This window comes from Microbacterium sp. SWDP-B6 (genome assembly GCF_059803615.1).
In genome coordinates this window covers 101153-125418 of the sequence record NZ_JAPFGV010000007.1, presented here as the reverse complement: position 1 = coordinate 125418, position 24266 = coordinate 101153, and the positions used below count along the sequence as shown (strand labels likewise).

Annotated in this window: 31 protein-coding genes; 13 read left to right on the top strand and 18 right to left on the bottom strand. The window is 69.5% G+C overall.

Going from position 1 to position 24266, the window contains the following annotated elements; translation table 11 throughout:
- Nucleotides 1-6: 6 nt before the first annotated feature.
- The gene (locus tag OPU70_RS11180) at nucleotides 7-267 is read right to left on the bottom strand and encodes a DUF6458 family protein (protein WP_042540012.1); all 261 of its coding nucleotides are present in this window, start codon (nucleotides 265-267) and stop codon (nucleotides 7-9) included.
- A gap of 113 nt (nucleotides 268-380) precedes the next feature.
- Here OPU70_RS11180 and OPU70_RS11175 point away from each other — a divergent pair, with 113 nt between their 5' ends.
- Together OPU70_RS11175 and dinB are read left to right on the top strand one after the other, a co-directional pair.
- Entirely contained in the window at nucleotides 381-1046 is a 666-nt protein-coding gene (locus OPU70_RS11175; RefSeq protein WP_311878042.1) for an arsenate reductase/protein-tyrosine-phosphatase family protein, read from the top strand.
- Nucleotides 1047-1096: 50 nt separating this feature from the next.
- Nucleotides 1097-2293, top strand: a complete 1197-nt coding sequence (gene dinB / locus OPU70_RS11170) for a DNA polymerase IV (RefSeq protein WP_498557792.1) — start codon at nucleotides 1097-1099, stop codon at nucleotides 2291-2293.
- 38 nt (nucleotides 2294-2331) lie between these two features.
- Here the strand turns inward: dinB and OPU70_RS11165 are convergent, their stop codons facing one another.
- On the bottom strand, nucleotides 2332-2658 hold the full coding sequence (locus OPU70_RS11165; protein WP_042540005.1) for a hypothetical protein: 327 nt from the start codon (nucleotides 2656-2658) through the stop codon (nucleotides 2332-2334).
- A gap of 109 nt (nucleotides 2659-2767) precedes the next feature.
- On the opposite strand from OPU70_RS11165, the gene OPU70_RS11160 reads away from it, so the two are divergent.
- Complete coding sequence (locus tag OPU70_RS11160) at nucleotides 2768-3049, top strand: hypothetical protein (RefSeq protein WP_498557791.1); 282 nt, start codon at nucleotides 2768-2770, stop codon at nucleotides 3047-3049.
- Nucleotides 3050-3073: 24 nt separating this feature from the next.
- Here the strand turns inward: OPU70_RS11160 and OPU70_RS11155 are convergent, their stop codons facing one another.
- The 4 genes from OPU70_RS11155 to OPU70_RS11140 are packed head-to-tail and all read right to left on the bottom strand — an operon-like array spanning nucleotide 3074 to nucleotide 6581.
- The gene (locus OPU70_RS11155) at nucleotides 3074-3367 is read right to left on the bottom strand and encodes a DUF7882 family protein (protein ID WP_042540001.1); all 294 of its coding nucleotides are present in this window, start codon (nucleotides 3365-3367) and stop codon (nucleotides 3074-3076) included.
- Nucleotides 3368-3382: 15 nt separating this feature from the next.
- Nucleotides 3383-4684 (bottom strand): glycosyltransferase family 2 protein, encoded by a 1302-nt coding sequence (locus OPU70_RS11150; protein WP_052492926.1) that lies wholly within the window; start codon nucleotides 4682-4684, stop codon nucleotides 3383-3385.
- A complete protein-coding gene (locus OPU70_RS11145; protein ID WP_498557790.1) occupies nucleotides 4681-5655 on the bottom strand; it encodes a hypothetical protein in 975 nt (324 codons plus the stop codon). The genes OPU70_RS11150 and OPU70_RS11145 overlap by 4 nt, the downstream gene beginning before the upstream one ends.
- Nucleotides 5652-6581, bottom strand: coding sequence for a WcbI family polysaccharide biosynthesis putative acetyltransferase (locus tag OPU70_RS11140; protein ID WP_498557789.1), 930 nt, complete (start codon nucleotides 6579-6581; stop codon nucleotides 5652-5654). Before OPU70_RS11140 ends, OPU70_RS11145 begins: the two co-directional genes overlap by 4 nt.
- Nucleotides 6582-6666: 85 nt before the next feature.
- Here OPU70_RS11140 and OPU70_RS11135 point away from each other — a divergent pair, with 85 nt between their 5' ends.
- Genes OPU70_RS11135 through OPU70_RS11120 form a run of 4 tightly spaced genes read left to right on the top strand, consistent with a single transcriptional unit; the run spans nucleotide 6667 to nucleotide 10791 of the window.
- A complete protein-coding gene (locus OPU70_RS11135; RefSeq protein ID WP_498557788.1) occupies nucleotides 6667-7779 on the top strand; it encodes a glycosyltransferase in 1113 nt (370 codons plus the stop codon).
- The gene (locus OPU70_RS11130; protein WP_498557787.1) at nucleotides 7776-8921 is read left to right on the top strand and encodes a glycosyltransferase; all 1146 of its coding nucleotides are present in this window, start codon (nucleotides 7776-7778) and stop codon (nucleotides 8919-8921) included. The genes OPU70_RS11135 and OPU70_RS11130 overlap by 4 nt, the downstream gene beginning before the upstream one ends.
- Complete coding sequence (locus OPU70_RS11125) at nucleotides 8918-9943, top strand: glycosyltransferase (RefSeq protein WP_498557786.1); 1026 nt, start codon at nucleotides 8918-8920, stop codon at nucleotides 9941-9943. The genes OPU70_RS11130 and OPU70_RS11125 overlap by 4 nt, the downstream gene beginning before the upstream one ends.
- Nucleotides 9940-10791, top strand: coding sequence for a galactosyltransferase-related protein (locus OPU70_RS11120; protein ID WP_311878036.1), 852 nt, complete (start codon nucleotides 9940-9942; stop codon nucleotides 10789-10791). Before OPU70_RS11125 ends, OPU70_RS11120 begins: the two co-directional genes overlap by 4 nt.
- Here OPU70_RS11120 and OPU70_RS11115 read toward each other — a convergent pair.
- A complete protein-coding gene (locus OPU70_RS11115; protein ID WP_153302249.1) occupies nucleotides 10777-11391 on the bottom strand; it encodes a cyclodeaminase/cyclohydrolase family protein in 615 nt (204 codons plus the stop codon). The genes OPU70_RS11120 and OPU70_RS11115 overlap by 15 nt on opposite strands.
- 18 nt (nucleotides 11392-11409) lie before the next feature.
- Complete coding sequence (locus OPU70_RS11110) at nucleotides 11410-11802, bottom strand: hypothetical protein (RefSeq protein ID WP_079113498.1); 393 nt, start codon at nucleotides 11800-11802, stop codon at nucleotides 11410-11412.
- 127 nt (nucleotides 11803-11929) lie between these two features.
- Between OPU70_RS11110 and OPU70_RS11105 the strand changes: the two genes are divergently transcribed.
- The 3 genes from OPU70_RS11105 to OPU70_RS11095 are packed head-to-tail and all read left to right on the top strand — an operon-like array spanning nucleotide 11930 to nucleotide 13746.
- Nucleotides 11930-12181 (top strand): hypothetical protein, encoded by a 252-nt coding sequence (locus OPU70_RS11105; RefSeq protein WP_042539990.1) that lies wholly within the window; start codon nucleotides 11930-11932, stop codon nucleotides 12179-12181.
- Nucleotides 12141-12902 carry a histidine phosphatase family protein gene (locus OPU70_RS11100; RefSeq protein ID WP_498557785.1) on the top strand — a complete coding sequence of 254 codons (762 nt, stop codon included), beginning with the start codon at nucleotides 12141-12143 and terminating at the stop codon, nucleotides 12900-12902. Before OPU70_RS11105 ends, OPU70_RS11100 begins: the two co-directional genes overlap by 41 nt.
- On the top strand, nucleotides 12886-13746 hold the full coding sequence (locus tag OPU70_RS11095) for an ADP-dependent NAD(P)H-hydrate dehydratase (protein WP_498557784.1): 861 nt from the start codon (nucleotides 12886-12888) through the stop codon (nucleotides 13744-13746). Before OPU70_RS11100 ends, OPU70_RS11095 begins: the two co-directional genes overlap by 17 nt.
- Nucleotides 13747-13791: 45 nt before the next feature.
- On the opposite strand, the gene OPU70_RS11090 is transcribed toward OPU70_RS11095, so the two are convergent.
- The 8 genes from OPU70_RS11090 to OPU70_RS11055 form a co-directional block, all read right to left on the bottom strand.
- The gene (locus OPU70_RS11090; RefSeq protein ID WP_367824092.1) at nucleotides 13792-15456 is read right to left on the bottom strand and encodes an alpha-amylase family protein; all 1665 of its coding nucleotides are present in this window, start codon (nucleotides 15454-15456) and stop codon (nucleotides 13792-13794) included.
- A complete protein-coding gene (locus OPU70_RS11085) occupies nucleotides 15453-16418 on the bottom strand; it encodes a TIGR03885 family FMN-dependent LLM class oxidoreductase (protein ID WP_498557783.1) in 966 nt (321 codons plus the stop codon). The genes OPU70_RS11090 and OPU70_RS11085 overlap by 4 nt, the downstream gene beginning before the upstream one ends.
- A gap of 89 nt (nucleotides 16419-16507) precedes the next feature.
- Nucleotides 16508-17197 carry a response regulator transcription factor gene (locus OPU70_RS11080; protein WP_498557782.1) on the bottom strand — a complete coding sequence of 230 codons (690 nt, stop codon included), beginning with the start codon at nucleotides 17195-17197 and terminating at the stop codon, nucleotides 16508-16510.
- Nucleotides 17194-18381, bottom strand: a complete 1188-nt coding sequence (locus OPU70_RS11075) for a sensor histidine kinase (protein WP_498557781.1) — start codon at nucleotides 18379-18381, stop codon at nucleotides 17194-17196. Before OPU70_RS11075 ends, OPU70_RS11080 begins: the two co-directional genes overlap by 4 nt.
- On the bottom strand, nucleotides 18378-19220 hold the full coding sequence (locus OPU70_RS11070) for an ABC transporter permease (RefSeq protein WP_498557780.1): 843 nt from the start codon (nucleotides 19218-19220) through the stop codon (nucleotides 18378-18380). The genes OPU70_RS11075 and OPU70_RS11070 overlap by 4 nt, the downstream gene beginning before the upstream one ends.
- Nucleotides 19217-20149: an ATP-binding cassette domain-containing protein gene (locus tag OPU70_RS11065; RefSeq protein ID WP_498557779.1), complete on the bottom strand. Its 933-nt coding sequence runs from the start codon at nucleotides 20147-20149 to the stop codon at nucleotides 19217-19219. Before OPU70_RS11065 ends, OPU70_RS11070 begins: the two co-directional genes overlap by 4 nt.
- Before the next feature lie 183 nt (nucleotides 20150-20332).
- Nucleotides 20333-20776 (bottom strand): BLUF domain-containing protein, encoded by a 444-nt coding sequence (locus OPU70_RS11060; protein WP_042539972.1) that lies wholly within the window; start codon nucleotides 20774-20776, stop codon nucleotides 20333-20335.
- Nucleotides 20773-20991 (bottom strand): hypothetical protein, encoded by a 219-nt coding sequence (locus OPU70_RS11055; protein ID WP_042539970.1) that lies wholly within the window; start codon nucleotides 20989-20991, stop codon nucleotides 20773-20775. Before OPU70_RS11055 ends, OPU70_RS11060 begins: the two co-directional genes overlap by 4 nt.
- Before the next feature lie 117 nt (nucleotides 20992-21108).
- Here OPU70_RS11055 and OPU70_RS11050 point away from each other — a divergent pair, with 117 nt between their 5' ends.
- Together OPU70_RS11050 and OPU70_RS11045 are read left to right on the top strand one after the other, a co-directional pair.
- On the top strand, nucleotides 21109-21549 hold the full coding sequence (locus OPU70_RS11050) for a hypothetical protein (protein ID WP_311878023.1): 441 nt from the start codon (nucleotides 21109-21111) through the stop codon (nucleotides 21547-21549).
- A 38-nt stretch (nucleotides 21550-21587) separates the two neighbouring features.
- Nucleotides 21588-21905: an NIPSNAP family protein gene (locus OPU70_RS11045; protein WP_042540138.1), complete on the top strand. Its 318-nt coding sequence runs from the start codon at nucleotides 21588-21590 to the stop codon at nucleotides 21903-21905.
- Between the two features lie 21 nt (nucleotides 21906-21926).
- On the opposite strand, the gene glsA is transcribed toward OPU70_RS11045, so the two are convergent.
- Entirely contained in the window at nucleotides 21927-22859 is a 933-nt protein-coding gene (glsA, locus tag OPU70_RS11040) for a glutaminase A (RefSeq protein WP_042539966.1), read from the bottom strand.
- Nucleotides 22860-22947: 88 nt separating this feature from the next.
- Here glsA and OPU70_RS11035 point away from each other — a divergent pair, with 88 nt between their 5' ends.
- Complete coding sequence (locus tag OPU70_RS11035; RefSeq protein ID WP_498557778.1) at nucleotides 22948-23451, top strand: hypothetical protein; 504 nt, start codon at nucleotides 22948-22950, stop codon at nucleotides 23449-23451.
- 169 nt (nucleotides 23452-23620) lie between these two features.
- On the opposite strand, the gene OPU70_RS11030 is transcribed toward OPU70_RS11035, so the two are convergent.
- Nucleotides 23621-24142 carry a small multidrug efflux protein gene (locus OPU70_RS11030; RefSeq protein WP_498557777.1) on the bottom strand — a complete coding sequence of 174 codons (522 nt, stop codon included), beginning with the start codon at nucleotides 24140-24142 and terminating at the stop codon, nucleotides 23621-23623.
- Between the last annotated feature and the right edge of the window lie 124 nt (nucleotides 24143-24266).

Below are 24266 nucleotides of genomic sequence, written 5' to 3'. Positions count from 1 at the left end.
CCGAGATCAGGCGAGGGGCTCGTTGTCGCGGATGCTGCGGCGGGTCACACGCTCGCCGGTCGCGGGGTCGACGGCCGTGCGGTCGACGGTCTCGGTGCGCCGACTGCGCATCACGAGAATGAGGCTGATCAGGAAGACGACGACTCCTGCACCCATGAGGATGTAGCCGATCAGGTCGAGATCGACATAGCCGCCGGTGTCGATGTTGAGTGCGAAGACGAGGATCGCTCCGATGACGAAGAGCGCGATGCCGCTTCCGATACCCATATGTCCATTCCTCTCCGAGGCCGCGTTCGCGGACTCGCGACGCCCAGAATAGGGTCAGTGCAGATTGAGTCAATGGGCATGGACACACCCTGCGTCTCGTGGTAGGGATGGGAATGATGATCGATCTCGAACGCCGCGCCGGCATCTTCGCCGCACTCGCCGATCAGACGCGCCTGCGCATCGTCGACCTGCTCACGCTCGGAGATCTGTCGTCCTCCGAGATCGGGACGGCTCTCGACCTGCGATCGAACCTCATCGCGCACCACCTGGGAGTGCTCGAGTCGGCCCAGATCATCGCGCGCACGCGCTCGGAGTTAGACAGACGGCGCAGCTACATCGGACTGCGCCCCGAGGTCTTCACCACTCTCGCGCCCCCCAGCGTCGCCCCGCCTCGCCGTGTGCTGTTCGTCTGCACCGCGAACTCCGCGCGGTCGCAACTCGCCGAGGCGATCTGGCGCGATACGAGTCCGGTGGCCGTCGCCTCGGCAGGAACCCGACCTGCCGAGATGGTGAATCCCGAGGCCACCGCGGCGGCCGCTCGGCACGGGCTCGTCATCGACGGCGACCATCCACCCCGCCACCTCGACGACGTGCTCGCCGAGGGCGACCTCGTGATCACGGTGTGCGACGACGCCCACGAGCGTCTCGGTCAGCGCGACGACCTGCACTGGTCGATCCGCGACCCTGCCCGCATCGGCACGCCGGCCGCCTTCGACGCCACCTTCGATGCGCTCGTGCAGCGCATCGGCGCCTTCTCGTCTCGCCTCGTCGCCGCCTGAGCCGATGTCCCCGGTGCGTGCGACGATCTGCACGTCGACGGGAGAACAGGATGCGGGGCGAAGCCACCGTGCTGCACGCCGACCTCGACGCGTTCTACGCCTCGGTCGAGCAACGCGATGCCCCCGAGCTGCGCGGCCGACCGGTCATCGTCGGCGGCGGCGTCGTGCTCGCTGCGAGCTATGAGGCCAAGGCGCGCGGAGTGCGCACGGCGATGGGCGGACGACAGGCGCTGCAGCTGTGCCCGGATGCCGTGGTCGTCCCCCCGCGCATGGAGGCGTACTCCGCAGCCAGCAAAGACGTGTTCGCGATCTTCCGCGACACGACGCCGCTCGTCGAGGGACTCTCGATCGATGAGGCCTTTCTCGAGGTCGGGGGCCTCAGGCGCATCGTCGGCACCCCCGAAGACGTCGCCGTGCGTCTGCGCGAGCGGGTGCGCACCGAGGTCGGGCTGGCCATCTCGGTGGGCGTCGCCCGCACGAAGTTCCTCGCCAAGGTCGCGAGCGCCGTCAGCAAGCCCGACGGGTTGCTCGTGGTCGAACCCGAACGCGAAGAGGAGTTCCTGCTCCCTCTGCCGGTCGAGCGGCTGTGGGGCGTGGGCGCCGTCACCGCCGAGAAGCTGCAGCGCTACGGCATCCGCACGGTCGGCCAGCTGGCCGAACTCGAGGCAGCCACTGCCGAGCGGATGCTGGGCACAGCGGTCGGCGCGCACCTGCACGCCCTCGCCCGCCTGCGGGATCCGCGTCCGGTCGACACGACCCGCCGCCGCGCATCGATCGGCTCGCAGCGCGCCCTCGGCACGGGCTCGCGCTCGGCCGAGGAGCTCGATCTGATCCTGACGCAGATCGTCGACCGCCTCGCGCGACGGCTGCGCGACGGAGACCGGGTCTGCCGGTCGGTGGTGCTGCGCCTCCGTTTCGGCGACTTCGCGAAGGCGACCCGATCGCGCACGCTCGGATCCGCCACCGATCGCACCGCGATCCTGCTCACGGTCGCTCGCGCACTGCTCGCCGCCGCGCATCCCGAGATCGCTGAACGTGGCATCACGCTGATCGGGTTGTCGCTGTCGCACCTCGATCACGCAGACCGCATGCAGCCCGAGCTGCCGATCGACTGGGGAGACGAAGAACGCCTCGACACGGTTCTCGACACCCTGCGCGATCGGTTCGGCGCGACGTCGGTCTCGCGCGCCGCGCAGATGGGTCGTGATCCCGGGTGGTCCAGCCCGATACTCCCCGAGCACGAGTGACCGATGGGCGCACCGCGTGAGCCGGGTCAGCCGCGTCTCTAGCCGAGGTCGTAGGCGACGCCGTCCGGCATCTCCACCGGCGATGCCGTGGGAGACTCGACGCCACGCGTGAGCGTGCGCAGGCGGTCGACCAGCGCGGGATCTTCGAGTTCGGGCCCTCGGCCGGGCACTTCCTTGGCCACGATCTGGCTGGCAGGCCCGATCAGGAACTTCGCGGTGACGACCGCGCCGTCCGGCTCTTGCACCGGGATCTCCACGAGCTCGGCACGCTCCTCTTCGCCCAGTGCGCGCCCGTATGCCAGCAGCGCATCTGCGATGTCGTCCCCCGTGAGATAGGCGTCGCCGCCGTAGATGATCGTCTGCATGGTTCCGTTCTAGAGCAGTCCGGGCCGTTCCGTCCGCCCCTTGCCCCGGGGCAGTGCGACTGATAGCGACTTGCGAACGGGGCAGGCTTTTCCTCGTAATGTGGACTCCATGGCAGATCAGAAGACGATGATCCAGACGGAGGTCCGGGCCGATGGGGTGACCTATCTGCTCGCTCAGGATCAGGACCTCGGCGAGCTCAAGCGTCGCATCGAAGGCGCGATCGCGACGGCCGGCAGGTTCGTCGATTTCGTCGTCGTCGGCAATCGTCAGGTGAGCCTTCTGGTCACGCCCCGCTCACAGGTCTCGATCGCTGTGGCGACCGTGCTCTTCGACGCCCGCGACACGGGAGACGTCGACTTCCCCTACGGCGGCCACTACGACCTGCTCTGACCGCGGGCGACGGGGCCGTCGGGCTCAGAGCTGGTCGAGCACCAGTTCGCCCCGCGAGTTCAGCTGATCCATCATGTGAGCGACCCGCGCGGGGTCGATCGCGTGCACGGTCGGAAGATCGAACTCGAACACCAGCGGGATGGCAGGGTGCACCCAGATCGTCAGGCGGCCCGATGACGCCTCCGGCTTCGGCAGCCAGGTCATCATGAAGCTCTCGTTGCGACGAAGCTTCGTGCCGATCACGATCTTCACGTGCGCCAAGGTCACTTCTTCGATCTCGATCGCCGGTCGCGAGCTGTTGTACTCCAGTTTCCCCATAGGAGAACTGTACGCTCAGCAGAACTGATCGCGTGAACCCCATCCTCCGACCCAGGCCTCCACCCTCGGGTCTGAGCGCAGGAGGTGGATGCCGTCCGCGACGGCACGGTGCGATTCGAAGGCGTCTGACGTGCCCCACCGCACGGCGCGCCGCATCGCCCGCCGCGAGCGCAGCACGCCCAGCGACGAGCCCTCGGCATCGACGAGATCGACCCCGCCGACATCGCCCGTGCCGAGACCCGCGATGCGCTCGGTGATCCAGTCCCGCTCGAGGACCACGACCGGTCGATCGAGTTCCCAGATCACCCGGGCGTCGAGCGGGCCATCGTCGACCGTGATGCGCGGGTCGCCCGCGAAGGCGGTCATCGTCGCATCGACCACCACTCGCGCCAGCGGGAACGCGGCGAGGATCGAGTCCACGGCGATGAACAGCGCCTCCGGGGTGTGGGTCCCGCGCAGCCTGACGACGAGGTCGGGCACGTCGGACAGCAGACCTCGCGGGGCGGAACCGCCGACCGGAATCGATGAGACGAGCGTCATGGTCTGGGCGTTCGCGCGCTCGAGCCCCGAACCGCTGCGCTCGGCCCATTCGGGTCCGTCGTGCCACGCCACGGCCGTGGGCACGTGGGCCAGCACGGCACCCGCCTGCCACATCCGATGCGCCCACTCCCAGTCCTCGCCCCCATAGGCCGAGAAGGACTCGTCGAATCCGCCGGTCTCGTCGAACAGGCGGCGTGAGCAGGCGATCACCGCGCCGATGACGAACCGGTATGACCGGTCATCGGCGTCGAGCAGATCGCGGCTTCGGGCGTACTCCTGCGCGAGCCACGTCGGCTCGGGGAGCTCACGGTCGACCACCGCCTCGAGCACGGGGGTCTCCGGGGCGATGCCCGAGAAGTCCGCGTGCCGACGGCGTCCGACGGTGACGGCCTCGGGAAGCAGCGCCGGAAGCCGGGTGAGCTCTCGCACGTACCCGGGTTCGGGGGCGGTGTCGGCATCGAGGAAGCAGAGCACGTCGCCACTGCTCGCGCGCACGCCGAGATTGCGTGCGGCCGCGAGCCGGAAGCCCCGGTCGTCCTGGCGCACGAGGATCACCCCGTCCGGCACGCGGACATCGCCGGCGGAGCCGTCGTCGGCGACGACGATCTCGAGAAGCTCGTGCGGATAGTCCTGCACCGACAGGGCGGACAGCGTGCGGGCGAGCTCGGCCGGCTGCTCATAGTGGGCCACGATCACCGACACTCTCGGCAGGGTCTCGGGGTCGACGCCGTCGAGCGTGTCCCACCTGTTGCCGACGACCCAGGGCCGCCGCGTCACCGGGCCAGCCCTCTCCACCAGCGCACGTACGCCTCAGCCGCCTCCGGCCACGACATCGGCAGCCTCGTCAGGCCGTGCCAGGTCGACTCCGGGTGTTCGAAGGCGCGCCGCACCGCCACCGCGACCTCGGGTTCGTCGACCGTGTGCAGAGTCCCGGGGCGCAGTGTCGCCATCTCGTCCATGTAGCGGTTGCGCACCGCGACCGGTCGGCGACCCCAGCCGATCCACGACGCCAGGGAGCCGGATGCCGACACGTGACGATGCGCGATCACCGGCACCGACACAGCGCGGCCCCGCCGCGCGATCTCCGCGTCGTCGAGCCAGCCTGTCACCTCGACCTCGACCCCGAGGTCACCCGCTCGGCGTACGAAGTCCTCCAGTTCGGCGGCGTGCCCCTCCGAGGCACGGCCGAGAACCGTCATCCTGCCGATGCCCGCCTGCGCGGCCGCGCGAGCTGCCTCGTCATGTCCCTTGCCGGGATAGAAGTAGCCGAGCACACCGACCGACCCGTCCGTCGGCATCCGCCCCGCGTCGGTCTCGAGGTCCACCGGCAGCGGAATGCTCGCCGCCGGTCCCGACCAGACCCCCTCTTCACGGAGCAGCGCACGCTCGTGCTCGCTGTTGACGGCCACCCCTCGCGCCGCCGCGGCCACGGCTGCGTACGCCTCCCGCCGACGGGGCAGATTGCGCTCGCCGTCCGACGCCTGCGGCACGTCGTGCAGGGTGACGCTGACCGGCCGCCGCGCGGCGAGAGCGGTGAACGCCTGCGACGCCTGCTCGGGAGAATCACCCCACAGTCGATCCGTGAAGTGCACGTGCAGCGCGGCATCCGCGGGCGTCGCATCCAGATCGGCCGCGTCGATCGTGCGGATCGACGGCTCCTGGGCCCGTACGGCGGAGGCCATCTCACGCCCGTACATGGCGACGCCGTGGGTTCCGGCGTGCACGAGCAGCAACGGAGCGGCGCTCATCGCGCCCGCCACACGTCGAGCAGAGGGGCGAGGCGAGTCAGGGCGGCATCGACGAACTCGGGGTGGGCGGCGTACCACTCGAGGTGAGCGGCCCGCACCTCGGCGTCATCGATCGGTGCGCCGTCGACGATCCAGTGCGCGCGCGGCTCGTCGGTCAGCTCCCACGCCTCGACGACCTCCGGGTGCAGCGGCGCCCGCACCGAATTCAGCAGCGGACGCCCGGGATCGGTCGGACCGCCGGTGTGGCCGAGGGCTTCGAGCAGGCGAGCCCCCAACGGCATCCACACCGCATCGCCCGGGTGGTTGACGGTGCGCGCGTGATCGGCCGTGACCGAGTCGAACAGGTCGGAGACCCGCACGTCGGTGCTCTGCTCGCGGACGCGCAGCGTGTCGATCGACGACTCCCCCACGGCACGCACCTCGTCGGGTGCGAGCGCGGCGACGACCGGGATGCCGGCGGCGGCAGCGAGCGAGCGGATGTCGTGATACGCCACGATCGGCGGGTCTCCCTCGACGCCGGGCACGCGGATCGCGGCTTGGAACGGATGCAGGCCCGCGAAGCGCACCGGGGGCACGGTCAGCACGCGGGCATCCGTCGCCGCGGCGATCTGGCGCGTGCCCAAAGGCAGATCGCGATAGTCGTCACGGATGGGCTGACTCACGACGGTGTCGGCGGTGCGGACGATCTCGTGCAGGCGCGTGGCGTCGTCGGCGGTCATCTCGTGCACGGCGGGTACGCGCACGAAGCGGTGCTCGGGAGCGTCCATCACCATGCGCAGCGATTCGGCCTGGCAGTTGCCGAGGACGACGCCGTAGCTTTCGGGAAGCGGAGCCAGACCGTAGAACTCCGAGTAGTGTTGGCGGCGCGCTAGCACCAGGGAGCCAGCCGGCGCAACGGCCGTGCGTAGTTCGGGATCATGGCTCATGATTCGAACGTACCCCCTCGATCTCATCAGTCTTGCGTCCCCATTGCAACGCGGTCTCTCCGTCATCGCGATATACGCACGTCGGGTGCTCAGCCCGCCAACGGAGAACCACATCGTCACCGAACCCGCCTTCATTCGCGTCGCCTCGATCCCGGCCGCCCACCCCTACGTGCGCGCGATCACCGACACACGACGTGTGCGTGTGCTGCCCGACCCTGCTGTTCCGGGCGCGCCGGCCGACGTGTGGTGGCCGCCGGTGGCGCTCACCTCGCAGTGGCTCGCGTCACACGGTGCCGACTTCGACGTGCTGCATGTGCACTTCGGGCTCGAGTCGTTCTCTCCCGGCGAGCTGCGCGAGGCTCTCGAGACCGCGCACCGGGTCGGCAGGCCGATCGTCTACACCGTGCACGATCTGGAGAACCCGCAGCTGGTCGATCAGCGGCCCTATCGTGAACTGCTCGACGTGATCATCCCGACAGCCGACCACCTCGTGACGCTCACCTCGACGGCAGCGGACGAGATCGAACGCCGGTGGCACCGCAGCAGTCGGGTGCTGGCTCACCCCACTCTGCTCGACGGTGCCGCCGTGTCCGAGCACGCGGTCGACGAGACCCTGCGGGTCGGAATCCACCTGCGAGACCTGCGCCCCAACATCGCCGCCGAGCGTGCGGTGCGCGCAGCCGTCGATGCTGCCGCGCTGCTCGCACAGACAGGGCGAGCCGTCGAGTTCGAGCTGCTGATGCACGAGCGCGTCCGCGATGACGCGACGGCAGCTCGCGTGACCGCGGTCGCCGAAGAGCACCCCGCCGTGCGAGTGCGGCGCACTCCGCGTCTGAGCGACGCCGGCATCGATGCGTGGATCGGAGGACTCGACCTCTTCGTCCTGCCCTACCTGCACGGCACGCACTCCGGGTGGGTCGAGCTCTGCTACGACCTGGGGGTTCCCGTGGCGGGAACCGACGTCGGGCACATCAAGTCCCAGCATCCCGACGACTTGTTCGTCATCGACCTCGACGACCCGCAGACGCTGGTCGAGGCCGTGGCTCTCGCCTCCGATGCGCGCGCCTCGTCGCCCCGTGCGTCGCTGGTCGAGCGGCGGCGCTCTGAGAGAGTGGCCGAACGGGAGGCCGTGCGCGACGCGCACGCCCTGCTCTACTCCACCGCACGCGCCGAGATCTCGACGGAGGCACGCGCATGATCGGCCGCGAGCGGTTGCGGGTGATGGTCGTCGCCCCCGAGCGTCATGCCCTCCGCCAACCGCACGCCGGCGGCCTGGAGGCCGTGGTCTGGAACCGCGTGCGCTGGCTGCGCAGCCGTGGCCACGACGTGCAGCTCTGTGCGGCCGAAGGGTCGGACTTCCTGGGCGCCGACATCGATCTGCACCTGCCGAGCCCCCGCTGGCATCAGTCACGGGATGCGTCCGACACCGACTTCCCCGAGGGCCACCGCCGGCTGATGACGGATGCTTTCGCGCGCGTGCGGGATCAGCTCGACGCCCCCGCGACACGCGTCGATGTCATCGACAATCACAGTCTCCACGGGGATCCGATCCTCTGGAGCCGTGACATTGGAGTGCCGGTCGTCACCACGCTGCACACGCCGCCCCTCGCCGACATGGTGATCGCCTCGAACGCGCTCACCGGCTCCTCACCGCACCGATTCCTCGCGGTCAGCCAGTACACGGCGCGGGCCTGGTCGGCCGAGGGCGTCGAGGCGTTCGTCTTCGCCAACGGCGTCGACACGGCGCAGTGGAGCCTGGGGCCCGGCGGAGGCGACTGGGTGTGGTTCGGACGGATCGTGCCCGAGAAGGCACCGCACCTCGCCATCATCGCCGCGCGGCAGGCAGGCGCGCGCCTGAAGCTCGCCGGCCGCGTGGGCGATGCCGCGTACTTCGATCGCGAGGTCCGACCGCTGCTCGGCCACGGCATCGACTATGTCGGAGCCCTGCGACAGCCCGAGCTCTCGGCCCTCGTCGGGGCAGCATCCGTCGCTCTCGTGACCCCGGTGTGGTCGGAGCCCTTCGGACTGGTGATGGCCGAGGCGCTCATGACCGGCACGCCCGTCGCCGCCTTCGACTCCGGCGGCACCAGCGAAGTGCTGGCCGGAATCCCCGGCACCGCCATCGTGCCCTCCGCCGACACCGATGCACTCGCCCACGCCGCGACGGCGCTGGTCGAGCAGACACGGCTGGGGCTGTCGCGTCGGGTCGTGCGCGAGGCCGCCTCCGCGCGCCACTCGCTCGATCACAGGCACCGCGAGATCGAGCGGGTCCTCACCGTCGCCGCTCAGAGCGCGGTGCCCGCGCACGAGCTCGCCGACGCAGAGGCGGTCGGAGCATGATCGGCTGGTACGTGCATCATCACGGCTGGGGCCACATGACCCGGATGCAAGCGATCCGCCCGCACCTCGGAGACGAGGTGACGGTGTTCTCGAGCCTTCCCGAACCCGCCTCGTTGCCGCCGGAGACCGTATGGGTCCAGCTGCCCTCCGACTCCGACGCCGTCGTGGGGCCCGACGGTGTGAGCCGCGAGGCGCATGAGCTCGGCGATGTCACAGCCCGAGGCACCCTGCACTGGGCGCCGCTCGGGCACCCTGGCCACCAGGCCCGCCTCGCGGCGATCGCGGAATGGGTGGCGATTCACCCGACGTCCGCATTCGTCGTCGACGTCAGCGTCGAGGTCACGATCCTGGCTCGTCTGCTGGGGGTGCCGACGATCTCCGTCGCGCAGCCGGGCGATCGCACCGACGCTCCGCACCGTCTGGGCTACGACCTCGCCGACCGCATCCTGGCGCCCTGGGCTCCCGGCACGATCCCCGCGAAGGCCCTCATCGGTCGCGAGGACCGCGTGCGATCGGTCGGCGCGATCTCGCGCTACGACGGCCGCGCTTGCACCGAGGCAGACGCAGACGCAGACGCTGACGACGTGCGCCGCGTGCTGTTCCTCGGCCTCGCGCTCGACCCGGTGCGGCTCGCGCAGACGAGGGAGCTGCTGAGCGCAGACGGATGGGTCGTCGAAAACGCAGGGGCGGGCAGCGACGATCGCATCGACGACGTGTGGCCGCTGCTGTGCCGTGCGACCGTCGTCGTGAGCGCGGCGGGTCAGAACAGCATCGCGGACCTCGCGGCCGCGGATGCCCGAGCTGTCGTCATCGCCCAGGAGCGACCCTTCGACGAGCAGAAGGAGATGGCCCGCGTGCTGGCCGCCCACGGGCTCGCCCGGACCGTCGCGGCTGACGCGTCGCCGGCCGAGGTGGTCGACAGCATCCGGCGCGCAGCCGACACCGCTCCCCGCTGGGACGTGTGGCAGGTGTCGGGTTCTGCCGCACGAGCCGCGGCCGCGATCGAGGAGCTGGCGCGATGAGCATCCGCGTCGCCGTCATCACCCCGGCATCGATGAACCGTCTCGACCACCTGCAGCGCCAGCGCCGATTCCTCACCGAGGTGCGCACGCCGGGCATCGAGGTCGTGCGTGTCGAGGCGTGGCTCGACGTCGACGCACCGCCCGCAGTGCCGTCAGTTCTGTCCGTGCATGTGCCGCCCGGCCGCGACGGCATGCGCGTCGGCGCGGCGCGCAACGCCGCCGCCGCGCTCGCGCTGGATCACGGTGTCGACCTGCTCGTGTTCCTCGATGTCGACTGCCTGCCGGGTCCGGACCTGCTCGAGAGATACGTCGACGCAGCACAGGACCACCCGCACGACCTGCTCTGCGGACCGGTGACCTACCTGCACAGCGTGCAGCGTCCGTCGAGGATGGCCGACCTCGGCACCATGACCCGACCGCATCCGGCTCGTCCCCTGCCACCGGACGGCGACGTGGTGACGGCGACCGATGACGAGTTCGATCTCTTCTGGTCGCTGTCGTTCGCAGTGACCACTGAGACGTGGACGCGTCTCGGCGGCTTCGACGAGGCGTATGAAGGGTATGGCGCCGAAGACACCGACCTGGGCCGACGGGCTCGGTCTCTCGGCATGCGAGTGCAGTGGGTCGGCGGCGCGCACGCCTACCACCAGTGGCACCCGGCCGGTTCTCCGCCGTGGCGCCACCTCGACGACATCCTGCGCAACGGCGCCCTGTTCGCCGAGCGCTGGGGCGAGTGGCCGATGCGCGGCTGGATAGACAGCTTCATCGAGGGCGGCGCGGTCGAACCCCACGGCGACGGATATCGCCGGGTCGCATCGGGCACCGGCGTTCGCTCAGTCCAGGCGTGAGGACAGCTCCCGGATGATCTCCCCGACCTCTCGCTCCGCACCCGCGACGCGCTCGACGTCGGCCTCGAGATCGGCCAGCGTCTCGGCGCCGTGACGACGCGCGATCTGCAGGTTCGCGCGAATGTTCATGGCTCCCCCCGACAGTCCGGCACGGAGCGCCTCCGCCGCCACCGCGAGATCGACGACGATATGCGGGTTGCCCGCCTCGACGAGCACGCGCACGTCGCGCAGCATCGCCATGCCGATCACGCCGACCTGCGCTGCTGACCGGGCCGCCTCGACAGCAGCGTTGCGCACGCGCTCGTCGCGGGAGGGGTCGTCGCTCGGCAGAGCGAGCGCCGCCCCGAAGCTCGAAGAGACGACGCCGTCCGCCTCGACCGCTCGCAGCGCCTCAGCCCGCTGCCGGGCGAGGCGGTCGACGATGTCCGCCGCTCGCGGATCGTCATCGGAATACCCGCCGACCATGCTCATCAGCGAGGCGGCGATCGCCAGCATCACACCGGACGCCGCACCTCCCCCGGGAGAACCCGTCGGTCGACTCAGTGCGTCCAACCAGTCATCCAGCGGGGTGGACGGGGGGATGTCGGCGGAGTCCTGCATGAGCGTCACACTATCGAGCTAGGACATCAGCAGCGGCAGCAGCGACACGACGAGTCCGACGAACCCTACGCCGGCGAACACGATCCCCAGGGTCAGGATGACGCGCCGCGTGTGAGGCGGTTCGCCCACCCGCGCATGGGCGGGGTTGTTCGCGCTGACCACTCCGTCGGCCCAGCCATCATCCGTCGTGACGGCCTCGTGCCTTCTCAGAGCCCTCTCGTGAAAGTCGCCGCCGGCGAACCAGCGGCCGATCAGAGAGCCCTCGCGCTCGATGACCGCGATCTCGATCGGCAGCCACGCTCCCTCGACCGTGCGGATGAGGAACGCCAGCAGAAGCAGCGGCAGACCGATGCCGAGGCCCACCCAGGAGAGCACCTCACCGACGAGAGCGAGAGTGTCCAAGACCTGCATCACCCCATCGTAGAGAGTGCCGCCCGCGCTCGGCGGCGAAACCGCTAACCACTGCGCGCCCCGGGCGCAAGGCCCTCTGCACACTCGACCGTCTCGCCTAACGTCGCCCACGAGGGGAAGGAGAACCGTGAGAACTCATATTGAGATCGACGGCAGAAGCTTCGTGCTTCAGGACGATCAGCCCCTGAACGAGATCATGGCTGAGATCGAAGCGGCTGCGTCCTCGCCGCCGGCGTTCGTGACCCTGTCTGCCGAAGGGCGCAGCATCAGCGTGCTCATCCGCGCGACGACACGGGTGGTGATCTCGGTCGAGAAAGACGACCACGTCGAGCCGGACCATGGCCCCTGGAGCCTTCCGTTCGACGATTGGGAGCTGTGACGTGGAAGAGCTGTGGCTGGTCAGGCACGGGGAGAGTGTGGGTAACATCGCCGCGACCGCAGCGGAGGCAGCGCGCGCAGAGATGATCGAGCTCGCGAGCCGAGATGCCGACGTGCCGTTGTCGGAGACAGGTGCAGAACAGTCGCGGGCGCTGTCGGCCGCACTGCACGGCGGCGCCATCTCGCCGCAGGTCGCCTGGTTGTCGCCGTACCTGCGTGCACAGCAGACGTTCGCGCTCAGCATGGAAGACGCCCCGGCCGTCGAGCAGGTGCTCACCGACGAGCGACTGCGCGACAGGGAGCTCGGCATCCTCGATCTGCTGACGCGGTGGGGCGTCGCCGCGCGGCACCCCGAGGAGGCCGTTCGTCGCGCGCGTCTGGGCAAGTACTATCACCGGCCACCCGGTGGCGAGTCCTGGGCCGACGTCGCGCTGCGTCTGCGGTCGTTCCTGCACGACGCACTCGATGCGGATGCGCGAGTGGGACTGGTCGTCGCCCACGATGCGGTCGTCATGCTGCTGATGGCGCTGCTGACCGGGATGGACGAGAAGCGCCTCATGGAGTTCGCGTCCGCGAACACCGTCCTCAATGCCTCCGTGACGCGGCTCCGGTTCGACGGCGAGCAGTGGCGACTCATCGACTTCTCGGATGTGAGCCACCTCAAGCAGCTGGGTGCGGCGGTCACCGTGCACCCAGGGAGCCCCGATGTCCGTCCCGAGTGAGCCGACGACCGTCACGCCGCGCCTCCTGCAGCAGTGGGGACTCCCCGACCCCGGCGACTCGAAGAATTCCCGGGGAACGGCGATGATCATCGGCGGCTCCCCTCTGTCGGCGGGCGCGGTCGTCCTGGCCGCCGAGGCGGCGCTGCGCGTCGGAGCGGGAAAGGTCGCCGTGACGACCGATGCCGCCATCGCCGATGTCGTGCGCATCACCGTGCCCGAAGCAGGGATCTACGAGTCGCCCGCTGCAGACGAGCCGACACCGGATGCCCTGAGCACGGCCTTCGACGGGGCCGATGCGGTCCTGGTCGGGCCGGGGTTGGATGATCCGGAGCATGCCGCCGAGTGGCTGCGGCGGCTGGCAGGCCACGACATCGCCTGCCTCGTCGTCGACGCCTTCGCCGTCGGAGCCGTGAGAGAGGTGCCGCGGTCCGATCTTCCGCGGTCCCTGATCATCAATGCCAACCTCGACGAAGCAGAGCTGCTGCTGGGGCGCCCTGTCGATGAACTCTTCAGCGACCTTCGGCCCCTCGCACGAGAGCTCGATGCCGTGATCCACTGCTACTCCGCGGTCGTCGCGCCGTCGGGTGCGGTGTGGCGCCTCGATGTCGGCGGACCCGGCCTCGGCACCGCCGGTTCGGGAGATGTGGCCGCAGGCACCATCACGGGTTTCGCGGCCCGAGGGCTCGACCCGGAACGCGCTGCGGTGTGGGGGGCCTGGGCACATGCCCGCGCGGGCGACCGGCTGGCCGAGCGGATGGGCCTCGGGTTCCTCGCCCGCGAACTGGCCGGAGAGCTCCCCGCCGTGGTGCTCGAGGTGCAGGGTGCACGCGACGCCGGCGACTGACGCGACGATCCGCGGCACCCGGGAGCCGACGAGGTGCGTCGCCGGTCAGGTCACTCGGCCATCACCGGGACGCGATACGCGAAGCCAGCGGTAGCCGTACGCCGGCACCTCCAGCTCGACCCCGCCCTGGGCGTCGAGTGCCAGGCGTGACGCCTCGAGGAGGTCGACGAGAGTCGTGCCCTCCGGCTCGTCGGACAGCCGGAAGGACGTGGTCACCGGCACCTCTGCGAAGTTGTGGAGGGCGATCATCCGGCCGACGTCCGCCGAGAGCGAGTGCACGAGCAGCGACTCGGCAGGCTGGTCGATGACCTCGAGCGTGCCCCATCCGAGTTCCGGCGAGATCCGGTAGCTCGAGGTGAGAGCGCGGATGAAGTACAGCAGTGAGCCGCGGTCGGCCAGCTGGGCGGCGACGTTCACGTGCTCCGGCGCATACCCGTCGGACGGCGGACGGGCGACGAGCCGGCTGGGCGCGGCATCCGAGAATCCTCCGTTGCGATCGTCGGACCACTGCATCGGAGTCCGCACGGCCTCCCTGCCCGGGATCTCGATGTTCTCGCCCATGCCGATCTCCTCACCGTAGAAGAGCACAGGCGTGCCGGGCAGGGTGAACAGCAGGCTGTAGGCCATGCGGATGCGGCGCGGATCGCCGTCGAGCATCGGCGGGAGGCGCCGGGTGATGCCTCGTCCGAACACCCGCTGCCGCTCGTCGGGCGCGAACGCCTCGAACACCTCGTTCCGCTCGCTGTCACTGAGCTTGTCGAGGGTCAGCTCGTCGTGGTTGCGCAGGAAGTTCGCCCACTGCACCTCAGAGCCGAGCACGGGTCGGGCCCGCAGCGCTTCGATCAGAGGCGCGGGGTCCTTGCGCGCGAACGACAGGTACAGCGACTGCATCCCGACGAAGTCGAACTGCATCGTGAGCTCGTCGCCGTCGTCACCACCGAAGTACTGCACCTGCTCGTCGTAGGGCAGGTTGACCTCGCCGAGCAGGATCGCCTCGCTCGACCGGCGTTGCAGGAACCGGCGGATGTCGCGCAGCAGATCGTGCGGCTCGGGGATGCCGGCGCCCTCGGGGATCTCGAGGAGGAACGGTACGGCATCGACGCGGAACCCCGAGACGCCCAGCTGCAGCCAGAACCCGATGATCTTCGCGATCTCGTCGCGCACGCGGGGATTGGCGATGTTCAGGTCGGGCTGGTGCTCGTAGAAGCTGTGCTGATACCACTGCCCCGACTTCTCGTCCTTGCCCCAGATGCCGTTCGCCTGGCCGGGGAAGACCTCGTTCTTCTGACCCTTCGGAGGCGCGTCGTCGCGCCAGACGTAATAGTCCCGGTAGGGCGAGTCGACGCTGCGCTTGGCGGCGAGGAACCACGGATGCCGGTCGGAGGTGTGGTTGATGACCAGGTCGACGATCACCCGCATCCCCCGATCGCGCGCGGTGCGGATGACCTCGACGAAGTCGCCGTGGGTGCCCAGGCGCGAGTCGACGCCGTAGAAGTCGCTGACGTCGTAGCCGTCGTCACGGTCGGGGCTCGGATAGAACGGCATCAGCCAGAGGCAGGTGACGCCGAGCTGCGACAGGTAGTCGATCCGCTGGGCGAGGCCCTGCAGGTCGCCGACCCCGTCTCCGTTCGAGTCGAGGAAGGTCTCGACATCGAGGCAGTAGACGACCGCGGTCTTCCACCAGAGGTCGCTCGTATCGGTGATCTTCACAGTCGCTCCTTGAGTGCGGGGATGAGCTCGGCTTCTGCGGCGGCGAGGAAGTACGACTGCTCGGTGCCGACGTGGTGCAGATACACGCGATCGAATCCGATCTCCGCGAGATCGGCGATGCGGCCGGCCAACGCCGAGGCGTCACGGTCGATCAGCACGGCCTTTCTCAGCTCGTCCCTGTCGAGGCCGGCCACCGCCGCCTCGAAGTCCTCGGGCTGCTCGAGATCCCAGGTCTGCGGAGGCGAGAGCAGACCGTTGGTCCACTGCTCGCGGGCGATGGCGAACGCCGCCTCGTCGCTCTCCGCGAGGCTGAGGTGCACCTGCAGGATGCAGGGGCCAGAGCCCCCGGCGCCTCGGTAGGCGTCGACGACCCGCTGCAGCGCGGCGGGCTCCTGGATCACGGTCGCGAGACCCTGCGCCCACGAGGCCGCCCACTCGGCGGTCTCGGCGCTCACCGCGGTCGCGAACAGGGGCGGCGGTTCGGCCGGCCTGCTCCACACTCGCGCTTCGTGGACGCGCACCAGGCCGTCATGGTCGACCTCTTCGCCCTCGATCAGTCGGCGGATCACGTCGACGCTCTCGCGCAGTCGCTCGTTGCGGACCTGCTTCTCGGGCCACGCGTCGCCGGTCACGTGCTCGTTGACCGCCTCGCCGCTGCCCATCGCCGCCCAGAAGCGACCGGGGAACATCTCCTCGAGAGTCGCGAACGCCTGGGCGATCATCACCGGGTGATAGCGCTGCCCGGGGGCATTGACCATCCCGATCGAGAATTCCGTGCAGGCGAGCGCGGCCGCGATCCAGCTCAGCGCGAAGCCGGACTCGCCCTGGGCTCTGGTCCACGGCGCGAGGTGGTCGGAGCACATGGCTCCGTCGAACCCCGCGCGTTCGGCGCCGATCACCGCGTCGAGAAGCGCGCTCGGTGCGATCTGCTCGTGCGAGGCATGAAAACCGATGAAGACCATGCGCCGAGTCTTGCAACGAACAGGGCCGCACGGCAGTGGTGGACACGCCGCAGTGAGTCTGCGAGGATGAGCGGCCCTGCGCGGCGGGGCTATTGGCCGGTGGGCCTGACGATGCCGAGCTCGTACGCCAGGATGACCGCCTGCACACGGTGCGGCAGGGCGAGCTTCATGAGGATGCGGCCGAAGTGTGCCTTGACCGTGGATTCGCTCAGGTGCAGGGCCCTCGCGATCTCGTCGTTCGTGAGGCCGCGGCCGACGTGAACGAAGACGTCGCGTTCGCGGTCGGTCAACACCGAGAGAGCGTGATCCTGAGCCCGAGTGCGGGGAGCCAGGTGCGGCAAGGCGACTTCGATGAGTTTCGAGGTGATCCGCGGAGCGACCACGGCATCGCCCGTCGCGACCGTGCGGATCGCGGCGACGAGTTCGGCCGGCCGAGTGTTCTTGAGCAGGAACCCTGCGGCTCCGGCCTGCAGCGCCCCGAAGGCGAACTCGTCGAGGTCGTAGGTGGTCAGCACGAGCACCCGGGTTCGTGGCAGCCGTGCGGTGAGGTCTCGGGTCGCCTCAATGCCGTCCGTGCCGGGCATGCGCACATCCATCAGGATCACGTCGGGCCCCAGCGCGATCGCGGCGTCGACGGCAGACGCCCCGTCGGAGGCTTCGCCCACGACATGGATGTCGTCCTCGGCCTCGAGCACGAGACGGAGTCCGTAGCGGACCAGCTCCTGATCGTCGGCGATCAGCACCCGGATCCGGGCGGCGTGGGCATCGGGTATCGTCATCGGTTCTCCGTCTGAAGTCGCACGAACACGCGCCAGCCTCCGCCCGGTCGAGGTCCGGCCTCGACGTGCCCGTCATAGAACGCGGCGCGCTCGCGGATGCCGACCAGGCCACGGCCCTGGTCGACGATAGGGAGAGCCGGCGCAGACGTGTCCTCCACGAGGATCGAAAGGTCGTCGTCTGCGATGCTGATCTTCACCACGACCTCCTGCACGTCGCGCGCGTGCCGCATGATGTTCGTCAGCGCCTCCTGCACGATGCGATAGACGGTCAGCCCCACCAGCGCGTCGGCGTCGATGACGCCCGTCTGCTCGAATCGGATCGGCAGACCCGCGCTCCGCGATTCTTCGACCAGAGACGGGATGCGCTCCATGGTCGCCTGCGTCGGCTGACGGTCGACCGAGTCACGCTCGCCGCGGACAGTCGTCAGCAGGCGACGCATCTCCACGAGAGTCCGGCGTCCGGTCTCGGCGACCTGCCCGATCGCCCGGCGGGACTCCTCTGGTCGAGCGGCGGCGGAGGCCTGCGCGCCGTCGGCGACCGCGACCATCACGGCGAGACTGTGGGCGATCACGTCGTGCATCTCCCGCGCGATCCGCTCGCGTTCGAGCGCGGCAGCGATGTGCGACTCCTGGTCTCGCTCACGGCGCATCTGCTCCGCTCGTTCCACGAGTGCGCGGACCTCGCGCCGCCGGTGGCCGACGTTGAGCCCGACGAGGATGGACATCAGCGAGATCGCGACCACGACGGTGGCGATTCCGAGCCAGTCGAGCGGCCAGGCGTCGAGGTCCACTCGCGGCGCCAGTCCGAGCAGCGGCGGGCCGAGGCGCACGCGCAGCGATAGCACCAGCGCAGCGAGCATGCCCGACGCCACGGCCGCCGCGAACGCCGTCCATGCCTGTCGCGGCCGGAGGTCGACTCCGCACCGGTACAGCGCCGCGACCGCGAGCACCCCTTCGGCGCCTGAACCGCCGGCGAACGACAGCGGGAGAAGGACGAGAACCGCGATGAAGGCCACGAACGGATGCCGACGTGAGACGAGGATCGTCGCGATGCCCGCGACGAACAGCGCCACGAGCGCCCACGCGGGTGTGGTCAGTGACGACTCGAGCGACAGGTAGCCGAGGGCCAGCGAGACCGCCGAGTACGACCCGAGAACCACGAGGTCGGATCGCCGCGGTGTCATACGTCTCTCTTGCGCAGGGCGATCGCGCCTGCAGCGAGCGCGATCGCCGCCCAGATCGACGCGATCAGCCAGCCGGCACCCACGCTGATGTGACCGCTCCACAGGTCGAGGAACGGACCGCCTTCTGCGCCGACCCGGCTCATCGCATCGCCCGCATTGCCCAGCTGGGTGAGGCGCAGAGCGCGGGACAGCAGCCCGTACGGAAGCAGCGACGTCAGGACGGGGAGCAGCAGCGTGGCCAGGAAGACGATGATCGCTCCCGCTGTCGTCGATCGCACGAGTGCCCCGATGCCCACCCCGAACAGCGCGCAGAGCCCGAGATACCCCGCCGAGCTGAGAAGCGCGAGCACGACCCCCGGTGCGGTGAGCGGTGCCGCGAGGCCGAACTGTGCATAGATCGGCGTGGTGAGCGCCCATGCGCTGAACACGGTGACGAGGGCGGTCGCGGTGACGACGGTGAACGCCACGACCGCCTTCGCGCGCAGGACGCGCAACCGGTCGGGCACCGCGACGAACGTGGGCTGAATCGAGCCCGATGCGTATTCGCCGCCGATCAGCATGACTCCGAGGATACCGGCGATGATCTGGCCGAGCACGACGGTCGGCACCGTGACATCGGCCATGGTGCGCTCGATCAGGAGCACCGACGGCGCGCCCGACGACTCGAGCGTCACGCCGAGGAGCAGGCTGCCGCCGACCCCGATGAGGAAGATCGCCGCGAGGGCGAGCACGGAGGAGGGCAGGCTGAACAGCTTGATCCACTCCGACCGCAGCACGTGGGCGAACGCGGGGCGGCGAGTGCGCGCATCCGCTCGTCGGGGACTCGTGGTGAGGGTCATCGTCCGGCTCCTTCGATGGCATCCTGCGCGGTCGCGCGGTATTCGGTGTCGTGCGCGGTGAGGGCGAGGTAGGCGTCTTCGAGCGAGCCCTCGACGGCGGCGATCTCGTACAGCACGATGCGCGCGTCGGCCGCGGCACGCGCCACGTCCTCGGCGGCGAGGCCGTCGACCTCGACCGCGCCATCCGCGTGCGTCGTCATGGTGACCCGGGGGCCCGCGAGGGTGCTCATGAGTCGCTCGACCTCTCTGGTCCGCACGCGCACCACGGATCGGGTCGCACCCGCGACCACGTCGTGCAGAGGCCCGTCTGCCAGAATCGTCCCTCGACCGATGACCAGCAGATGGTCGGCCGTCTGTGTCATCTCGCTCATCAGATGCGACGAGAGCAACACGGTCTTCCCCTCCCCCGCGAGCTGTCGCAGCAGGCCGCGGATCCACAGGATGCCGTCGGGGTCGAGGCCGTTCACCGGCTCGTCGAGGATGATCGTCTGCGGATCGCCGAGCAGAGCCGCGGCGATCCCCAACCGCTGGTTCATGCCGAGCGAGAACCCGCCGACTCGCCTGTCTGCCACAGCACCCAGTCCCGCGATCTCGATCACCTCACGCACCCGGGCGGCGCCGATGGCGTGGGTGGCCGCTATCGCCAGCAGGTGCTTGTAAGTGGTGCGGCGCCTGTGCGCCGACCGGGCATCGAGCAGCACGCCGACCTCGCGCAGGGGTGAGGGCAGATCCGCATAGGCCCGACCGTTGACCTCCGCGGTGCCCGCGGTCGGCCGGTCCAAGCCGACGATCATCCTCATGGTCGTGGACTTGCCTGCCCCGTTGGGTCCCAGGAACCCGGTGACCGTGCCCGGTTCGACGGTGAAGTCGATGCCGTTCACGGCCACCCTCTCGCCGTAGTGCTTCGTCAGGGACTGAACTCGAATCATGTCGCGCCTTTCGTTCGCCTTCGACGCTACGAACGACGGCGCGCGGGCACATCGGGCTGCAGTCCTGACCACGGCGACGAGGCAGTACCAGGGTCTATACCCCGAGAACGGGAGCGCGAGCTCGGAGAGCGCGAGCTCGCGGCGCAGCGGGCGGGCGAGCCGCACGTGCTCACGGGACCGCGTCTACCGCGCGGCGGACTCCCGCACGCGGAACCACAGGGTGAGCTCCATGATCGCGCGGCCGATCATGTCGTGGTCGCCCACGCGGAGGTCGTCGAAGGAATCGCGATATCCCGACAGCATCTTCGGCTCCGCAGCGACCAGGGACTGATACCCCATGGTCCACTCGGCGAAGCGCCGCTCATGCAGCGGCTCCTCGATCAGCACGCGCACGTCCTCGTGACGGGGATCCCGGCCGATGATCTCCATCAGGCTCTCCACGTCCGACCTGGCACCCTCGAGGATCTGGACGAACTCGCCGCCCCGGTAGAGCAGCATGCCGGTGATGTCACGAGCGCTGTTACGGGCCCGGCTCACCGCGAGCAGGTCGGCGAGCTCCTGCTCGCTGAACGGGTGCGTCGCGCTGCTGCAGTAGACGAGCGAGACGAGTGCGTGCTCGGCGGTCATCCGGCATCCTCTCCCCGAGTGGTCACAGCGGCCATCGCGCGGTGGTGGTCTGCATAGTCGCCGATGGAACGCGAGACCGCGTCGAAAGCACGCCACATGCCATCCGCCTGACGGTCGACGTAGCCGAGGAAGGAGCCGTCCCGGCTGCCCACGTAGAAGCCGTCGGCCACGCTCGCCCACAGGGGTCGAGAGGCGAGCGGCGATTGATCACCCATGCCTTCAGCGTACCTTCGCGTTCAGGGGCGGGGTCGGCGCGGGATCATCCTCGAGATGTATGCCGCTACCTCGCTCGCCCGATGTCGACGCCGCTCGGGTCGACCAGTGTGGAACACATGAACGCACGAACGGCCCTCGCCTCCTCCGCCCTGATCGTCGTGGGGCTGATCTCTCTCACCGGATGCTCCGCCTACGACAGCATCGTCCACAAGCAGGCCACATCGACCTTCGACGACGTCGAGGCCTTCGACGACGGGGCCGAGGTCGAGGCCGGCTGGATCCCGGCCGACGCCACCGAGATCACCGTGCGCACGTCGACCATCGAGGACGCCGCGGACGCCGTCGTTCTGCTCTCCAGCGGATCCGCGCTCGGCGACGACTGCACCGAGGTGGAACGGAGTTCGGCGCCGGCCTGGGTGCTCGACGACGCTCCCGATCCGTACACGGCGAAGACCGTCTTCGCGTGCGGCGACTGGAGCGTCATGAGCACTGACGGCGGATGGTTCGGCTGGACCCCGAACTCCGACGAGGAACGGAACGTCGCGGATGCGGGCTGAGAGCGAGACGACGTTCACCCTCTGAGAGGATGAACGACATGATCACCGTTCACCTGCGCTACGAGATCGACCCCGACAAACTCGACGACTTCACCGAGTACGGGCGCGCATGGATCCGACTGGTGGCCAAGCACGGAGGAACCCACCACGGCTACTTCCTGCCGAGCGAAGGCGACAGCGACGAGGCGTTCGCGCTGTTCACCTTCCCGTCCCTGGCTGAGTACGAGATCTACCGGACGGCCTCGAAGAGCGACCCCGAGTGCATAGAGGCGTTCGAACTGGCGCGGAGAACGCAGTGCATCCGCCGCTACGAACGTCGCTTCCTCAGCCCCGTCTTCTCCCCCGACGCAGACTGACACTCCGGCGGGGCTCGCTCCTCAGTTCGCCGACGTCCCGAACGCGTGCAGGTCGAGCTCGACGCTCAGCGCGTCGCATGCCGCTCTTCCACGCACGCTCGTGCCGAGCTCGTCCAGAGGAGGGCTGACGACGGCGGCGCCGAGGCGTCCGGGCGCCGAGAGCACGATCGCACCCGACACGCTCGACTTCGCCGGGATGCCGACCTCGCGCATCCACCGCCCGGAACCGTCGTACACGCCGCAGGTCGCCATGACAGAGACGACGTCGCGAGCCACGCTCTGCGAGACGACGCGTTCCCCCGACACCGGATTCACCCCGCCACAGGCGAGGGTCGCACCCATGACGGCCAGCGCCTCCGCGTCGACGAGCACGGCGCACGCCCGCGCGTAGACGGCGACGGCATCGTCGGCGCTGACATGCAGCGTTCCCTCTGCCCGCATGAGGTGGGCGAGCGCGTGGTTGCGGTCGCCGAGCAGATGCTCGTTCCGCGCGACGCTCTCGTCGACCTCGAGCCGGCGTCCGGCGAAGGCCGACAGCCCTCGAAGGATCCGCTCCCCGCGCTCGTCCACGGTCGCGCCGTCGACGAGCGATGCCGTGAGCAGCGCACCGGCATTGACCATCGGGTTCGGCGGCCGGCCGGTTCCGCTCTCGAGCTTGATCGCGTCGAAGGCCTCGCCTGTCGGTTCGATGCCCACGAGGTCGAGCGCTTCGCCCTCGGTGTCGAACAGCGCCAGAGCGAAGAGGAACGGCTTGACCGCCGACTGAACACTGAACGGGACCGATGACTGAGCACTGGTGCGGATCGTGCCGTCCGGCAGCACCAGCGCCAGAGCACACAGATCGGCGTCCGCGTCGGCCAGCTCGGGGATGCTGTCATCCACCGCTCCGCCCTGCTCCTGCATGACCCGCTGCCGCAGATCGTCGAGGTCGTAGCTTCGCGCGTCTGGTCTCATCCGTCCACAGTGACACGTGTCGTGTGGAAAGAGGAGATCGGCCGACGGGGTTGACGTGCCGCCCGTCGGGATGAGCAAGACTGTGCCTATGCGCTCCACTCGACTCGCACCTCTCCTGGCTCTGCCTCTCGCCCTCGCCACAGTGGCCGGATGCTCCCCGAGCGCCCCCACCGACGTCGAGCCGCCGAAGTTCGACCAGAGCATGAACGAGGTGAGAGACACTTCGAATGACGTCGTCGACAAGCTCGTCGCCGCGTTCGCCGCGGGCGAGCGGTTCGCGGAGGCTGACGCGAACGCGTACGCGTGCCCCGGCGAGGACGACGGCATCGGGCGGTGGGTGTGGGCGCTCGGCATCCCCAGCACCGATGTCGAGGGAACGATCGCCGATCTGCAGGACGAGTACGGCGACGCGGTGACCTCCACCGGCACGTCCTCGCAGGACGTGGAGTACTCCGACGGCACCACCTGGCCGGTGACGGGCGGGCACACGCTCATCGAGGACGAGACCGGCTCGTACCTGCTGAGCTACCCGATGGGAGCAGGTGGCACGGTCATGCTCCGAGTCGAGACCGCCTGCGGCGTCCTCCGCTGACGGTGGACGACTGATCAGGCGATCTCGAGGTCCGTCATCTCCAGGATGACGCCGCATGCTCTCGGGCAGGAGCGCCACCTCACCAGCCCAGCAGGGCGAGGAGTCCCGTGGCAGCGGCCGCGACAGCTCCCGTCCACAGCACGATCGCGATGACCTGCCACAGGATGACCTATTCCTTGCGCACGCCGGATGCGACGAAGAAGGCCGCGGTGAGCATCGTCGGAAGAGCGATCGGTGCCAGGATGCTGGCGCCGGGGACACCGAACCTGACCAGCCAGCGCCGCAGCTTCGCGCGCCCCTTCCCGCGCCGCGTCGTGTCATCGTCGTCGGCTGTCGCTGAGCCGGAGACCTCGGCTGCGTCGGATGCCGTCGCGGTCGCCACCGTCGACGTGACATGCGCCGAGCCACCGATCGCTGAGGGCGAGGCCGCAGCCGATCGCGCCGCGCGGCGCGCGACGACCCCGCCGCGGATCCGCGATCCGAGCAGCACGACCGCGATCACGCAGAGCACATTGCCCGTGATGGCGGCGAGCGCAGCGACGATCGGGTTGATTCCGGCGATGATGCCGAACGCGGCGGCGCCCTCGCCCTCGATGTACGGGATGGCGGCGACGAGCGCGACCATGATCGGCTGCAGGATCTCGGGGACCTGGTTGATGAAGTCCTGCAACCAGGGATAGGGGTTGTCCATCGGTCGTATCTCTCTCTGTCGGATGCCGCGGACGGTGCGTACCGCGGATGTCTGAAGGCAGTCAAGACCGTGTGCCCGGGACAGGGTCAAGCGTGAGCTCTCCGATCGCCGACCCGCTTGACCC

Excerpts from the sequence above, each read along its gene's own strand:
- OPU70_RS11180 (WP_042540012.1), bottom strand. The coding sequence starts at position 267 with ATGGGTATCGGAAGCGGCATCGCGCTCTTCGTCATCGGAGCGATCCTC.
- OPU70_RS11175 (WP_311878042.1), top strand. The coding sequence starts at position 381 with ATGATGATCGATCTCGAACGCCGCGCCGGCATCTTCGCCGCACTCGCC.
- dinB (WP_498557792.1), top strand. The coding sequence starts at position 1,097 with ATGCGGGGCGAAGCCACCGTGCTGCACGCCGACCTCGACGCGTTCTAC.
- OPU70_RS11165 (WP_042540005.1), bottom strand. The coding sequence starts at position 2,658 with ATGCAGACGATCATCTACGGCGGCGACGCCTATCTCACGGGGGACGAC.
- OPU70_RS11160 (WP_498557791.1), top strand. The coding sequence starts at position 2,768 with ATGGCAGATCAGAAGACGATGATCCAGACGGAGGTCCGGGCCGATGGG.
- OPU70_RS11155 (WP_042540001.1), bottom strand. The coding sequence starts at position 3,367 with ATGGGGAAACTGGAGTACAACAGCTCGCGACCGGCGATCGAGATCGAA.
- OPU70_RS11145 (WP_498557790.1), bottom strand. The coding sequence starts at position 5,655 with ATGAGCGCCGCTCCGTTGCTGCTCGTGCACGCCGGAACCCACGGCGTC.
- OPU70_RS11140 (WP_498557789.1), bottom strand. The coding sequence starts at position 6,581 with ATGAGCCATGATCCCGAACTACGCACGGCCGTTGCGCCGGCTGGCTCC.
- OPU70_RS11130 (WP_498557787.1), top strand. The coding sequence starts at position 7,776 with ATGATCGGCCGCGAGCGGTTGCGGGTGATGGTCGTCGCCCCCGAGCGT.
- OPU70_RS11125 (WP_498557786.1), top strand. The coding sequence starts at position 8,918 with ATGATCGGCTGGTACGTGCATCATCACGGCTGGGGCCACATGACCCGG.
- OPU70_RS11120 (WP_311878036.1), top strand. The coding sequence starts at position 9,940 with ATGAGCATCCGCGTCGCCGTCATCACCCCGGCATCGATGAACCGTCTC.
- OPU70_RS11115 (WP_153302249.1), bottom strand. The coding sequence starts at position 11,391 with ATGCAGGACTCCGCCGACATCCCCCCGTCCACCCCGCTGGATGACTGG.
- OPU70_RS11110 (WP_079113498.1), bottom strand. The coding sequence starts at position 11,802 with ATGCAGGTCTTGGACACTCTCGCTCTCGTCGGTGAGGTGCTCTCCTGG.
- OPU70_RS11100 (WP_498557785.1), top strand. The coding sequence starts at position 12,141 with ATGGCCCCTGGAGCCTTCCGTTCGACGATTGGGAGCTGTGACGTGGAA.
- OPU70_RS11095 (WP_498557784.1), top strand. The coding sequence starts at position 12,886 with ATGTCCGTCCCGAGTGAGCCGACGACCGTCACGCCGCGCCTCCTGCAG.
- OPU70_RS11085 (WP_498557783.1), bottom strand. The coding sequence starts at position 16,418 with ATGGTCTTCATCGGTTTTCATGCCTCGCACGAGCAGATCGCACCGAGC.
- OPU70_RS11080 (WP_498557782.1), bottom strand. The coding sequence starts at position 17,197 with ATGACGATACCCGATGCCCACGCCGCCCGGATCCGGGTGCTGATCGCC.
- OPU70_RS11075 (WP_498557781.1), bottom strand. The coding sequence starts at position 18,381 with ATGACACCGCGGCGATCCGACCTCGTGGTTCTCGGGTCGTACTCGGCG.
- OPU70_RS11070 (WP_498557780.1), bottom strand. The coding sequence starts at position 19,220 with ATGACCCTCACCACGAGTCCCCGACGAGCGGATGCGCGCACTCGCCGC.
- OPU70_RS11065 (WP_498557779.1), bottom strand. The coding sequence starts at position 20,149 with ATGATTCGAGTTCAGTCCCTGACGAAGCACTACGGCGAGAGGGTGGCC.
- OPU70_RS11060 (WP_042539972.1), bottom strand. The coding sequence starts at position 20,776 with ATGACCGCCGAGCACGCACTCGTCTCGCTCGTCTACTGCAGCAGCGCG.
- OPU70_RS11055 (WP_042539970.1), bottom strand. The coding sequence starts at position 20,991 with ATGGGTGATCAATCGCCGCTCGCCTCTCGACCCCTGTGGGCGAGCGTG.
- OPU70_RS11050 (WP_311878023.1), top strand. The coding sequence starts at position 21,109 with ATGAACGCACGAACGGCCCTCGCCTCCTCCGCCCTGATCGTCGTGGGG.
- OPU70_RS11045 (WP_042540138.1), top strand. The coding sequence starts at position 21,588 with ATGATCACCGTTCACCTGCGCTACGAGATCGACCCCGACAAACTCGAC.
- glsA (WP_042539966.1), bottom strand. The coding sequence starts at position 22,859 with ATGAGACCAGACGCGCGAAGCTACGACCTCGACGATCTGCGGCAGCGG.
- OPU70_RS11035 (WP_498557778.1), top strand. The coding sequence starts at position 22,948 with ATGCGCTCCACTCGACTCGCACCTCTCCTGGCTCTGCCTCTCGCCCTC.
- OPU70_RS11030 (WP_498557777.1), bottom strand. The coding sequence starts at position 24,142 with ATGGACAACCCCTATCCCTGGTTGCAGGACTTCATCAACCAGGTCCCC.